General features: G+C 72.0%; 13 protein-coding genes. 10 read left to right on the top strand and 3 right to left on the bottom strand.

Going from position 1 to position 12,570, the window contains the following annotated elements:
* Positions 1 to 313: 313 nt before the first annotated feature.
* The 4 genes from lipB (at position 314) to ACFYZY_RS21415 (ending at position 3,589) form a co-directional block, all read left to right on the top strand.
* Positions 314 to 1,111 (top strand): lipoyl(octanoyl) transferase LipB, encoded by a 798-nt coding sequence (gene lipB, locus ACFYZY_RS21430; protein WP_388696434.1) that lies wholly within the window; start codon positions 314 to 316, stop codon positions 1,109 to 1,111.
* 119 nt (positions 1,112 to 1,230) lie between these two features.
* Positions 1,231 to 2,187: a lipoyl synthase gene (gene lipA, locus ACFYZY_RS21425; RefSeq protein WP_388696432.1), complete on the top strand. Its 957-nt coding sequence runs from the start codon at positions 1,231 to 1,233 to the stop codon at positions 2,185 to 2,187.
* A 471-nt stretch (positions 2,188 to 2,658) separates the two neighbouring features.
* Positions 2,659 to 2,874, top strand: coding sequence for a hypothetical protein (locus ACFYZY_RS21420; RefSeq protein ID WP_388696430.1), 216 nt, complete (start codon positions 2,659 to 2,661; stop codon positions 2,872 to 2,874).
* Between the two features lie 10 nt (positions 2,875 to 2,884).
* The gene (locus ACFYZY_RS21415) at positions 2,885 to 3,589 is read left to right on the top strand and encodes a DUF4191 domain-containing protein (RefSeq protein ID WP_388696427.1); all 705 of its coding nucleotides are present in this window, start codon (positions 2,885 to 2,887) and stop codon (positions 3,587 to 3,589) included.
* Between the two features lie 68 nt (positions 3,590 to 3,657).
* On the opposite strand, the gene ACFYZY_RS21410 is transcribed toward ACFYZY_RS21415, so the two are convergent.
* Positions 3,658 to 4,125, bottom strand: a complete 468-nt coding sequence (locus ACFYZY_RS21410; RefSeq protein WP_388696424.1) for an RDD family protein — start codon at positions 4,123 to 4,125, stop codon at positions 3,658 to 3,660.
* A gap of 243 nt (positions 4,126 to 4,368) precedes the next feature.
* Here ACFYZY_RS21410 and glnA point away from each other — a divergent pair, with 243 nt between their 5' ends.
* Entirely contained in the window at positions 4,369 to 5,793 is a 1,425-nt protein-coding gene (gene glnA / locus ACFYZY_RS21405) for a type I glutamate--ammonia ligase (RefSeq protein WP_388696421.1), read from the top strand.
* Positions 5,794 to 6,085: 292 nt separating this feature from the next.
* Entirely contained in the window at positions 6,086 to 6,946 is an 861-nt protein-coding gene (locus ACFYZY_RS21400) for a hypothetical protein (protein ID WP_388696418.1), read from the top strand.
* A 241-nt stretch (positions 6,947 to 7,187) separates the two neighbouring features.
* On the opposite strand, the gene ACFYZY_RS21395 is transcribed toward ACFYZY_RS21400, so the two are convergent.
* Positions 7,188 to 7,463, bottom strand: coding sequence for a hypothetical protein (locus tag ACFYZY_RS21395; protein WP_388696415.1), 276 nt, complete (start codon positions 7,461 to 7,463; stop codon positions 7,188 to 7,190).
* 147 nt (positions 7,464 to 7,610) lie between these two features.
* Here ACFYZY_RS21395 and ACFYZY_RS21390 point away from each other — a divergent pair, with 147 nt between their 5' ends.
* Entirely contained in the window at positions 7,611 to 7,970 is a 360-nt protein-coding gene (locus ACFYZY_RS21390) for an ArsC/Spx/MgsR family protein (RefSeq protein ID WP_388696412.1), read from the top strand.
* 94 nt (positions 7,971 to 8,064) lie between these two features.
* On the opposite strand, the gene ACFYZY_RS21385 is transcribed toward ACFYZY_RS21390, so the two are convergent.
* Entirely contained in the window at positions 8,065 to 9,024 is a 960-nt protein-coding gene (locus ACFYZY_RS21385; RefSeq protein WP_388696409.1) for a Gfo/Idh/MocA family protein, read from the bottom strand.
* Positions 9,025 to 9,392: 368 nt separating this feature from the next.
* On the opposite strand from ACFYZY_RS21385, the gene glnII reads away from it, so the two are divergent.
* The 3 genes from glnII to ACFYZY_RS21370 all read left to right on the top strand — a co-directional run bounded on the left by glnII (position 9,393) and on the right by ACFYZY_RS21370 (position 12,445).
* A complete protein-coding gene (gene glnII / locus ACFYZY_RS21380) occupies positions 9,393 to 10,433 on the top strand; it encodes a glutamine synthetase (RefSeq protein WP_388696406.1) in 1,041 nt (346 codons plus the stop codon).
* Positions 10,434 to 10,784: 351 nt separating this feature from the next.
* A complete protein-coding gene (locus ACFYZY_RS21375) occupies positions 10,785 to 11,330 on the top strand; it encodes a winged helix-turn-helix domain-containing protein (RefSeq protein WP_388696403.1) in 546 nt (181 codons plus the stop codon).
* A 113-nt stretch (positions 11,331 to 11,443) separates the two neighbouring features.
* Positions 11,444 to 12,445 (top strand): NAD-dependent epimerase/dehydratase family protein, encoded by a 1,002-nt coding sequence (locus tag ACFYZY_RS21370; RefSeq protein ID WP_388696400.1) that lies wholly within the window; start codon positions 11,444 to 11,446, stop codon positions 12,443 to 12,445.
* Positions 12,446 to 12,570 lie beyond the last annotated feature (125 nt).

The following is a 12,570-nucleotide window of genomic DNA, read 5'->3' as shown; positions in this document are numbered from 1 at the left end:
CTCCTGCCTTCCGGGCCCGGGCGGCAGCCCCCTCGGACCCCCATGGAACGGCGCGAATTTAGCGGCCCCCACGGGCCGTACCACCACCTTCGCCCTACATTCATCCGATCGTGTGAGGATCGGCGGCCCCCTGACGCGGGTGCCCGGCGGCCCCGGCCCCGGCCCGCCTCCGGGAGGGGCGGCCCGCGGCACCCCCGCACGGGTGTTCCCGGTGCCGCCGTACAGTGGCATGGGCGCGAACGACGCAGGGTGCCGAGCCGGCCCGGGACGATCCCCGGCCCCCGGCTCCCGGCGCCCAGGAGGAGGCATGGCCGTGAGTGAGCTGCGATTCGTCCGTCTCGGTTTCGGCGAAGAGGCCGTCGACTACCGGGTGGCCTGGGAGAAGCAGCGCGAGGTGCACGCCGCGCGGTTCGCCGACGAGACCGGGGACACCTGCCTGCTCCTGGAGCACCCGCCGGTCTACACCGCCGGCCGGCGCACCACGGAGAGCGAACGCCCGCTGGACGGGACGCCGGTGGTGGACGTCGACCGGGGCGGCAAGATCACCTGGCACGGCCCCGGCCAGCTGGTCGGCTACCCGATCATGAAGCTGCCCCGCCCCGTGGACGTCGTCGCGCACGTGCGCCGCCTGGAGGAGGCCCTGATCCGCACGGCCGCCGACTTCGGCCTGGAGACCACCCGGATCGAGGGGCGCAGCGGGGTCTGGGTGCTCGGCGACCCCGTGCGGGAGCGGCCCCGGCTCGGCGGCCTGTCGCTCGACTTCGACCCCCGGCTGAACGACGAGGAGTTCGACCCGCGCCTGAACGGGCCCGAGTACGCCCCCTCCAACGCCGGCCAGCGCCGCGAGGACCGGAAGCTGGCGGCGATCGGCATCCGGGTCGCCAAGGGCGTCACCATGCACGGCTTCGCGCTCAACGTGAACCCGGACAACGCGTGGTTCGACCGGATCATCCCGTGCGGCATCCGCGACGCGGGCGTCACCTCCCTCGCCAACGAGCTGGGCCGGGACGTCACGGTCGAGGAGGTGCTGCCGGTGGTGGAGAAGCACCTGCGGGAGGTCCTGGAGCACGCGGAGCTCGCGCCGCGGGCCGTGGAGCCCGCGTCCGCCTGACCACGTCCCGCCCCCAGGAATGCGGGGCGCGGGCCAGAGGTTGGCCGGACGTAGGCAAGGCATGGAAGCCACGGGCGTACCCTGGTGTACGCCGAAGAATCGAAGCTACAGGAGCCGATGTGTCCGCAGTCGCACCCGACGGACGCAAGATGCTGCGCCTGGAGGTCCGGAACGCCCAGACCCCCATCGAGCGCAAGCCCGAGTGGATCAAGACCCGGGCGAAGATGGGGCCCGAGTACACGAAGATGCAGGGCCTCGTGAAGAGCGAGGGCCTGCACACGGTCTGCCAGGAGGCGGGCTGTCCCAACATCTTCGAGTGCTGGGAGGACCGCGAGGCGACCTTCCTCATCGGCGGCGACCAGTGCACCCGGCGCTGCGACTTCTGCCAGATCGACACGGGCAAGCCGCAGGCCCTCGACCGCGACGAGCCGCGCCGCGTGGGCGAGTCGGTCGTCACGATGGACCTGAACTACGCCACGATCACCGGCGTCGCGCGCGACGACCTGGAGGACGGCGGCGCCTGGCTGTACGCGGAGACCGTGCGCCAGATCCACCGGCAGACGGCGGAGCGCGAGACGGGCCGCACCAAGGTCGAGCTGCTCGCCCCCGACTTCAACGCGGTGCCGGAGCTCCTGGAGCAGGTCTTCGACTCCCGCCCCGAGGTCTTCGCGCACAACGTGGAGACGGTGCCGCGCATCTTCAAGCGCATCCGCCCCGGCTTCCGCTACGAGCGCTCCCTGGACGTCATCACGCGGGCGCGCGACTACGGTCTGATCACGAAGTCGAACCTGATCCTCGGCATGGGCGAGACCCGCGAGGAGATCAGCGAGGCGCTCCAGCAGCTCCACGACGCGGGTTGCGAACTGATCACGATCACCCAGTACCTGCGCCCCTCGGTCCGCCACCACCCGGTGGAGCGCTGGGTGAAGCCGCAGGAGTTCGTGGAGTTGAAGGAGGAGGCCGACGAGATCGGCTTCTCCGGCGTGATGTCGGGCCCGCTGGTGCGTTCCTCGTACCGGGCCGGGCGGCTGTACCAGCAGGCGATGGAGAAGCGGGCCGCCGCACCGACCGCGTAGGGCGTGCGTCGAAAGTGGCGTCGTCCGCCCGCAGGGCGGGCCCGGCGGTGTCCGGTGCGTGCGATCGCACGGCGGAGGGCCGCCCCGATACCGGATGTATCGGGGCGATCCCGACAACGCCGCCGGGGGCACCCCCGTGCCCGAAGGGCTACGGGGGAGTGCGTGCCGGGCGCCGCCGGGCAGACGGGACTTTCGCAACATGCCCTGGCCCCGTGTGAACCCCGGCACAGACGCCCGCCGGGGGTTACGGGACGGATTCGACGCGGTCCGTACCGCCCCGCAGCTCAGCGGGGCGGTACGGACCGCGTCGGCGTTCCGGCGCTGGGCCGACCGGCCGCACGCGGGTTTCACCCGTGTTTGACCCCCGGGTCACGCCCTGGTAACACCGATCTGTGAGCCTGGTTCCACACAGCGCCACCCCCCGCTCGTGCCCCCGCCCCGTCCCACCCGCCATCGAGGGAGGACCCCGTCATGCCGGCCGCACCGACGCACGTCCGCGTCACCGCGATCCCGTCCGTCACCGACGCCCTGAGGGCCGTCGAGTCGCTGCTCCTGGGAGCCGGGCAGCGCACCGCCCGGCGCAACGCCTGGAACTCCGTCCTGGAGGACCGCCGCCGCGCCAGGGACCGGGTCGAGGCCCAGCGCGTGATGGAGGTCGCGTCCGGCCGGGCCTCCCGGGCCACGTAAACTTCGAAGCATGGCGAGGAAGGCAAACACGAGCAGCGCTGACGCTGCCAATCCCGGGCGACTGAAGCAGATCGCCCTCACGTACAAGATGACCCGGAAGGCCGACCCGAAGGTCGGTCTCGTCGTCGCGGGCGTGGGCATCGGCGTACTCGGTGTCCTCCTCGCGATCGGCTTCCTGATCGGTCATCCGGTCTACCTGGGCATCCTGGGCTTCGTCCTGGGTCTCCTGGCGGCGGCCGTCGTCTTCGGGCGGCGCGCGGAGCGGGCGGCCTTCGGGCAGATGGAGGGCCAGCCGGGCGCGGCGGCGGCGGTGCTGCAGAACGTCGGGCGCGGCTGGACGACGACCCCCGCGGTCGCGATGAACCGCAGCCAGGACGTCGTGCACCGCGCGGTCGGCCGGGCCGGCATCGTGCTGGTGGCCGAGGGCAACCCGAACCGGGTCAAGACGCTCCTCGCGGCGGAGAAGAAGCGCATGAACCGCGTCGTGCCGGACGTGCCCGTGCACGACCTCGTCGTCGGCGACGGCGAGGGCCGGGTGCCGCTGAAGAAGATCCGCACGACCATGCTCAAGATGCCCCGCGTCCTCACCGGTCCGCAGGTCACCGCGGCCAACGACCGGCTGCGGGCGATGGGCGACCTGATGAGCAACATGCCCCTGCCGAAGGGCCCCATGCCCAAGGGGATGCGGATGCCCCGCGGCGGAAAGATGCGCTGACGCGCCCTGCCCGACGCGTGAGGGGCCCCGGACCGTGCGGTCCGGGGCCCCTCACGCGCGCACGGGGTTCAGATGCGGACCTGGACGGCACCGGAGAGGCGGTCGTGGAGGCCTCGGCCGTCGCGGTCCCAGATGAGGGCCGGGACCGCCAGGCAGACCAGGAGCGCGCGGAGCACCGCGCGCAGCGGTCCGAGCCGGCCGCCGTTCACGGAGACGACGCGCAGGCGGAAGAGCAGCTTGCCGGGCGTGGAGCCGACGGTGCCGACCGTCAGGGCGCTCAGGACGAACAGGATGACGAGGGCCCAGTTGCCCGTGTCCTGGTGGTAGCCGTCGGTGATCAGCCCGTATGCGATCAGCGTGCAGAGGGCCCAGTCGAGGGCGAGGGCGCCGAGCCGGCGCCCGGGGCGGGCGATCGAACCCGGCCCCTCCTCGGGCAGTCCGAGTTGCTGACCGCGGTAACCGAAGTCGACGCCGGCCTCCTCGGCCGCCGCGCGGGGGCCGGAGAGCCAGGATCCGAGTGCGTGCCTGTTGTCCACCCGACCACGGTACTGTGCCCGTTTTCGATTGCTTCGGCCCGGGTCGGGGAAGGCGGGGTGACGGCACCCCGGGGCGTGGCGGAAGCACGACCGACGCTCGCCCCGGTTAACTTCCACGAAACAAATGGGTCATGCTGGAGAAATCCCGTCTGCCTATGGTCGGGACCAGCGTGTGCCACCGCACCGACCGCACGACCGAGCCGCAACCCCGCCCCTCCCCGGGACGGGACCAGGAGGAGTGGGATGTCCGAGAAGCACGGGTTCCAGAACGCCGACGAGGTCAGCAAGTTCATCAAGGACAACGACGTCAAGATGGTCGACGTCCGCTTCTGCGACCTTCCGGGCGTGATGCAGCACTTCACGATCCCGGCGACGGCCTTCGACCCGGCGGAGGAGCTGGCCTTCGACGGCTCGTCGATCCGTGGCTTCCAGGCGATCCACGAGTCCGACATGTCGCTCCGCGCCGACCTGTCGACGGCCCGGGTGGACCCCTTCCGCCGCGACAAGACGCTCAACATCAACTTCTTCATCCACGACCCGATCACGGGCGAGCAGTACAGCCGTGACCCGCGGAACATCGCGAAGAAGGCCGAGGCGTACCTCGCCTCCACCGGCATCGCCGACACCGCCTACTTCGGTCCCGAGGCGGAGTTCTACGTCTTCGACTCGGTGCGCTTCGAGACCTCGGCGAACCAGGGCTTCTACCACATCGACTCCGAGGCCGGCGCCTGGAACACCGGCGCCGTGGAGAACAACCGCGGCTACAAGGTCCGCTACAAGGGCGGCTACTTCCCGGCCCCGCCGGTCGACCACTTCGCCGACCTGCGTTCGGAGATCTCCCTGGAGCTGGAGAACGTCGGCCTCCAGGTCGAGCGCCAGCACCACGAGGTCGGCACCGCCGGCCAGGCCGAGATCAACTACAAGTTCAACACGCTGCTCGCCGCGGCCGACGACCTGATGCTCTTCAAGTACATCGTGAAGAACGTCGCCTGGCGCAACGGCAAGACCGCGACCTTCATGCCGAAGCCGATCTTCGGCGACAACGGCTCGGGCATGCACGTCCACCAGTCGCTGTGGTCGAACGGCGACCCGCTGTTCTACGACGAGACGGGCTACGCGGGCCTCTCGGACACCGCCCGCTACTACATCGGCGGCATCCTCAAGCACGCCCCGTCGCTGCTCGCCTTCACCAACCCGACGGTGAACTCGTACCACCGTCTGGTCCCGGGCTTCGAGGCCCCGGTCAACATGGTGTACTCGCAGCGCAACCGCTCCGCCGCCATGCGCATCCCGATCACGGGATCGAACCCGAAGGCCAAGCGCGTCGAGTTCCGCGCGCCGGACCCGTCCTCGAACCCTTACCTCGCCTTCTCGGCGCTGCTCCTCGCGGGCCTCGACGGCATCAAGAACAAGATCGAGCCGATGGAGCCGATCGACAAGGACCTGTACGAGCTGGCTCCGGAGGAGCACGCCAACGTCCCGCAGGTCCCGACCAACCTGGAGGCCGTCCTCACCGCCCTGGAGGAGGACAACGAGTACCTCCAGGCCGGCGGCGTCTTCACGGCGGACCTGATCGAGACCTGGATCGACTACAAGCGCACGCACGAGATCGCCCCGATCCAGCTGCGTCCGCACCCGCACGAGTTCGAGCTGTACTTCGACCTGTAAGTCGTAGGCCGACCGCCGGAACGGCGAATCGGCAGGGCCGTCACCCCGGAGCAATCCTGGGGTGGCGGCCCCGCCGCGTTCTGGACGATCCCGCCTTTCCTGAAATGAGTTCCGCTACTATGTCGACTGATGCCGGTCCGCCACGGGGGCCCGGTAGCCAGCAAAAGTACGTGAGCCCGGTACTCACCGAAGCTGAGCAAAGGTGTGGAGCACCTGCCGCGTGGGCGAGAAGTACTTTTTTCTTCAGGCATGTATTCCCTGACGCGTCGACCGGGCGGCGGTGAGGTGACCCATGCCCGATCACACATCCGTTGCTCGCCTTCGAGCCGGTTACACCGGTGAGCGTCTGGCCACCGCGAAAGCCGGTATCTCACGGAAGGGTTCCATCGGCATCGACGAGTGCCGACCGGAGCAACTTCCCTTCCGCGCGCTCTTCGCCCTTGGCTACCTGAGCAACGACCCTCATGAGTACGAAGGACCGACCGGCTGGCAGACCGCTGTCCTCTCTGCCTACACCGTTACGTTCTCCCCCCGATGGGATCGGCTGGTGATCATCACTAAGGTGCCGGACAACGTGACCAGCCGGCTGCTTCCCGGTCCTGCAGGGAGGAGTGGCTTGCCCGGGTTGCGTCTCGTGGAGCACTGCGGATTCTCGAGCTACGTCCTCCGGCACCTGCCGACCGGCGCGGAGTTCGTAGTGACGCGCAACCTGTCCGGAAAGTCCGCAGGCACGCCCTCTCTTCCCTCCATCGACGGTCTGACCACAGCAGCGCCGATCACCAAGGCCGAGCAGGAACAACTACGTCGGACGCCCGACATGACGGAAGACGCACAGCGTCTTCTCGCAGGTCTTCTGGCCCGGACCACCACCCGGGATCCAGGTCGTTCCTGGGCGATCGGCAACTGGTTCTACGATCCGCTGAAATGGCCCGGGTGGCCCGATCGAAACCACAGGGGCCGCCGGAGGCTCCGTGGCAGGGGAGATCACTGGGTATTGAGCTGGGATTCGTTCCCCTATGAGAGTGATCTGGTGACAGCCATGACCGACCCGGTCATCGGCGTTGCGGAAGCCCAATGGGGCCGGGACGATGGGGACACTGTCATCACACTCGGCAATGCCACACTTCGGCTTCGCCCTGGGTGGGACTCATGATCCAGCTTTTCCCAACCGACATAAGCCTCCCTTGGTGGGCCGTCTGTCTCCTGGTGGGATTATCGGCGCTGGCCTGGTTCGCTCTTAGGGCCCTACGCATTCTCATCCCGGACAGGTCCGACGACCTGCTTAAGTGGTGGATCGCCGTCCTGCGACACCGCCGCCTCACCAGGTCGGTTACGAGTGACGCCGCCGCCCCGGGTGCTTCGGGGCGGCAGCGGGACAGCCCGGTTCAGCCCCGTCAGCGCCCGTAGCGGATCAGGGTGCGGACCATGCGGCAGGTGGTGTCCGAGGGCGGGTGGATGCCGAGCTGCTCGGCCGTGGTGCGTATCGTCGCGTTCGTGGCCTTCGACGGGACGTAGACGCCGGCGTCGAGGAGGGCGATCGCGAGGCGCATGGCCTTCAGGCGCCGGTTGTGCGTGACGTACCACTCGCGGGGCCGGCCCGCGGGGAGCGGCTGCTTCCGGAGCGGCTTCCAGGGTTCGAGGGACGGCGTCCGGATCACGGCGAGAGCCATGGGCTACCTCCTGGCGAACGGTGGGTGCGGGCCCTCCGCGGGACCCTCACCTTCACCCTCGATTTTACTGCCCCCCACTGACAATCGGCCCTGGCCAGACCGGGTTTTCGGGGACGCGGAGGCAGGTCCGGGGGTACCTTGTGCGCCATGGAGATCTGGATCAATCCCGCCTGTTCCAAGTGCCGCGGCGCCCTCACCCTCCTCGACGCCGAGGGCGCCGACTACACCGTGCGCCGCTACCTGGAGGACGTGCCCTCGCCGGACGAGATCCGGGAGGTGCTCGGGCGGCTCGGGCTCGAACCGTGGGACATCACCCGGACCGGGGAGGCCGAGGCCGGGGAGCTGGGGCTGAAGGAGTGGCCCCGGGACGCGGAGCACCGCGACCGGTGGGTCGAGGCGCTCGCCGCGCACCCGAAGCTCATCCAGCGGCCCCTCATCACCGCCGAGGACGGCACCGCCGTCGTGGGCCGGTCCGAGGAGGCCGTGCGGGACGCGCTGTCCCGCTGAGCCCCGGGTCCCGGGGCGGTGGGCGGTCCGGCCCGGACCGTCCACGCCCCGGGACCGGCCGCCCCGTCGTGGCGGTGCCGGGTGCTCCGGGGACTCAGGCTCCCGCCGCGCCGGCCACCGGCCCGGCCGCCGCCGTACCCGCCTCCGCCCCCGCCGCGGCCGTCTGCCGTTCCGCCTCCGTCAGGATCTCCGTCAGGCGCAGGCCGAAGCGGGCGTCGCAGGGGTGGGGGAGGCCCGTGCGGGCCGCCGTGACGAGGGCGTCCACGGCGGCGGCGAAGGCGTCCACCGCGCCGCCCCACCGGGGCAGCTCGGTCCGGCCCCGCGTGCCGTACAGGGCGAGGGCCGCCTCCGCCGCCTCCGGCGGGGCGCCGAGCGTGAGGGTCGCCGTGCTGCTCGCCCCCGAGGCGTGGCGCAGCACCAGGTGGTGGGTGTCGCCCGGACCCGGCACGGCGGTCATCCCGGTGACGTCGCCGAGGACCGGCAGGTAGACCGAGAGGACGTGCGGGCCGACGTCCCACAGGCCGCCCTTCTCGCGCCGCCAGGGCGACGCCGCATAGGCGCTGGCCGAGCCGGGGCCGTAGAGCGAGCCCAGCCAGTGCGCCTCGCCCAGGAACCAGCCGTCGGCCGCCGCCTGCTCCTCGATCCAGGCCGCCGTCGCCTCCGCGAACCGCAGCGTGCAGAAGACCACCGACGCGGCCCCGGCCGCCTCCACCGCCTGCACCACCTCGCGGGCCCCGGCCACCGTCGTGGCGACCGGCTTGTCGAGGAGGACGTGGCAGCCGGCGGCGGCGGCCCGTACCGCGAGCGGCGCCTGCACGTCCGGCGGGAGGGCGACGGCCACGGCGTCGCTCGCCGCGAAGAGGGCGTCCACGTCCGCGTACGCGCGCGTGCCCGACGCGGCGGCGAGCGCCTCCGCCGCCTCCGGACGTCTGCCCCACACCCCGCTGAACTCGACGTCCGGGTGCCCGGCGATCGCGGGCGCGTGGGTGCGGCCGGCCCAGGGGCCGGTGCCGAGGAGTCCGATGCGGGGGCGTGCCCCGAGCTGCTTCGCCATGATCCCAGTCTGCCGGGTGGGGCGGTGGTGCGGGCGGGAGGGACCGGGGGGCCAGAAAGCGGGGCGGCCGGGACCTGGGGCTCCCTGGCGCGCGCACCGACGCGCGAAAAACGGGGGCGCGGGAAGCGCGGGACCCGCAGAAAGCGCGGGAAGCCGAGTAACACCGGGTTCACACACGGGCAACCGACGGGAAATCCCGTGTTGCGAGGCTGCGGTCCGGAAGCACCGGCACGGACCGCCCCGGGCGGGGCCGTGCGGAGACCGCGGCTCCCCGCAGTGCCGCGAGCCGCCGCGGGCAGCCGCCCTCGTCCGCCTCCGGGCGCGGGGAGCCCCCAGCAGCACGCCACGCCCCCTAAGGATGAGCCCCCGTGACCTTCAAGGCCGAGTACATCTGGATCGACGGCACCGCGCCGACCGCGAAGCTCCGTTCCAAGACGAAGATCATCACGGACGGGACCCCGGCGCTCGGCGAGCTGCCGCTCTGGGGCTTCGACGGTTCCAGCACGAACCAGGCCGAGGGCCACGCCTCGGACCTCGTCCTCAGGCCGGTCTTCGTCTGCCCGGACCCGGTCCGCGGCGGTGACGACGTCCTCGTCCTGTGCGAGGTCCTCCACACGGACATGACGCCGCACCCGTCGAACACGCGCGCCGCGCTGGCCGAGGTCTCCGCCCGGTACGCCGCGCAGGAGCCGGTCTTCGGCATCGAGCAGGAGTACACCTTCTTCGAGGGCACCCGTCCGCTCGGCTTCCCGGTCAACGGCTTCCCGGCCCCGCAGGGCGGTTACTACTGCGGCGTCGGCGTGGACGAGATCCACGGCCGTCCGGTCGTGGAGGCCCACCTGGAGAACTGCCTCAAGGCCGGTCTCGGCATCTCCGGCATCAACGCCGAGGTCATGCCGGGCCAGTGGGAGTTCCAGGTCGGTCCGCTGGCACCCCTGGAGGTCTCCGACCAGCTGTGGGTGGCCCGCTGGCTGCTGTACCGGACGGCCGAGGACTTCGGCGTCGCCGCGACGCTGGACCCGAAGCCGGTGAAGGGCGACTGGAACGGCGCGGGCGCGCACACCAACTTCTCGACGAGGGCCATGCGCGAGGGACCTGAGGGGTACGACGCGATCGTCACCGCGTGCGAGTCGCTGGGCGAGGGCTCGAAGCCGCTCGACCACGTCAAGAACTACGGAGCGGGCATCGACGAGCGCCTGACGGGTCTGCACGAGACCGCCCCGTGGGACGAGTACACCTACGGCGTCTCGGACCGCGGCGCCTCGGTCCGCATCCCGTGGCAGGTCGAGCGGGACGGCAAGGGCTACATCGAGGACCGCCGCCCGAACGCCAACATGGACCCGTACGTGGTGACCCGCCTTCTGGTGGACACCTGCTGCGAGGCCCTGGAGAAGGCCGGCCGGGTCTGATCCCGGCACCACGGAAGGGGCGTCCGCCGTTCCGTACGGTGGGCGCCCCTTCCGTCATGTGGGACGCACGTCACCGGATCAGGGCCGTCCGGGGGTCGTCCCGGCGTTTCCCTTCTGCTTCAATAGGGATATGGCCCATCCGCAGGACGACACCGTGACGAACCGTCACGACCTCGAGCCGTTCTGGCCTTCCCGGCAGCATCACGACTTCGACCGGGTGTGTTGCCGCGCGAGGAACGCGTCGGCCCTCTAAAGCCCCGATCGGTCCGATCCGATCCCCGGCCTCCGGCCGACGCGCACGACGTACGACGCCTGTCCGTCCGTTTCTGCGCGCGAAAGAGCTGATCCGCCATGGCCCACACCCAGAGCGCCTCCCTCACGGCCGTCCGTCCCGGCCGGCACCGACTCCGTGCCGTCGATCCGAACGAGGTCGTCGACCTCTCCCGGGTGGCGGACTTCCTGCCGCCCGGCGCCACCCTGCTGCCCGCGCCGCAGCACGTGCTGCCGGCGCTGCCGGGCCGTCCCCCGATGGTCGGGTACCTCGTCCTCGTCCCGGCCGACCAGCAGCCGCACCTGCCCGTGACCACCGTCCCCGCGTCCGACGCGGCCGGGGAGCGGGGGCCGGTGACCATCGACGCCGTGCGGCGGATCGCCGTCGTGGACGGGGAGCCGATGGACCTGACGTACCTGGAGTTCGAGCTCCTCGCCCACCTGGTGGCCCACCCCCACCGGGTGCACACCCGCGACCAGTTGGTCACCACGGTGTGGGGGTACGGGCACGTCGGCGACGGGCGTACGGTCGACGTCCACGTGGCCCGGCTGCGCCGCAAGCTGGGCGCCGAGCACCGCCACACGATCCAGACCGTGCGGCGGGTCGGCTACAAGTACACGCCCTGACCGCCCCGTTCGCCCCTCCGCCCGACCCTCCGTCCGTCCGTTCCTCCCCCGGCGGAATCCTCCCGGAGCGGAACTCTCTGGCACCGTTCTCCCCGGCGGGGCAGGCTCGGACCATGAAGCTGCTGATGCTCGGAGGTACGGAATTCGTGGGCCGCGCGGTCGCCGAGGCCGCGCTCGACCGGGGGTGGGAGGTGACGGTCTTCCACCGGGGCCGGCACGCCGCCCCGGCGGGGGCCCGGTCCCTCCTCGGCGACCGCACCGCCGGGCCGGACGGGCTCGCCGCGCTCGCCGCCGGTTGCTGGGACGCCGTCGTGGACACCTGGTCGGCGGCGCCCTCGGCGGTGCGGGACGCGGCCCGGCTGCTCGCGGACCGGGCCGGGCGGTACGCGTACGTGTCGAGCCGTTCCGTGTACGCGTGGCCCCCGGCCGCCGGGCTCGCGGAGGACGGCCCGCTGGTGGCGGGGTCGCCGGACGACGGCGACGTGCCGTACGCGGAGGCCAAGCGGGGCGGGGAGCTGGCGGCCGGGGCCGCCTTCGGCGCGGACCGGACGCTGCTCGTCCGCGCGGGCCTGATCCTCGGCCCGTACGAGAACGTGGGCCGGCTGCCCTGGTGGCTGAACCGGATCGCGCGCGGCGGCCCGGTCCTGGCCCCCGGGCCGAGGACGTCGCCGATCCAGTACGTGGACGTCCGCGACCTGGCCGCGTGGACGCTCGACGCGGTGGCGGCGGGGCTCCCGGGGCCGTACAACCTCGTCTCGCCGCCCGGTCACACCACCATGGGCGGGCTCCTCGGCGCCTGCGTCCGCGCCACCGGTTCGGGCGCCGAGCTGCGCTGGACCGCGCCGGACGAGCTGCTCGCGGCGGGGGTGGAGCCGTGGACGGAGCTGCCCGTGTGGCTGCCGCCGGGCGAGACGTACGAGGCGATGCACACCGCCGACGTCTCCCGGGCGCTCGCGGCCGGGCTGCGCTGCCGGCCGGTGGAGGAGACGGTCGCGGACACCTGGGCGTGGCTGGAGTCCCTGGGCGGGGTCGCGCCCCAGCGACCGGACCGCTCGGGGGCCGGGCTCTCGCCGGAGCGGGAGGCGGAGGTGCTGGCGGCGCTGGCCGGAAGGTGAGGAGCGCCGGGCGTCCGGGCGGCCCGTCGGCGCGGCCGGGCGGGAGGCCCCGGCGCATCCGCGCGGCCGGCGCCCCGGGAGGCCGCCAGAACCTGCCCCTTCCGGCGCGATCGCTTACGGTCGGC

Source organism: Streptomyces sp. NPDC001744, from assembly GCF_042892575.1.
Taxonomy (GTDB): domain Bacteria; phylum Actinomycetota; class Actinomycetes; order Streptomycetales; family Streptomycetaceae; genus Streptomyces.
This window is presented reverse-complemented; position numbering and strand designations above follow the sequence as displayed.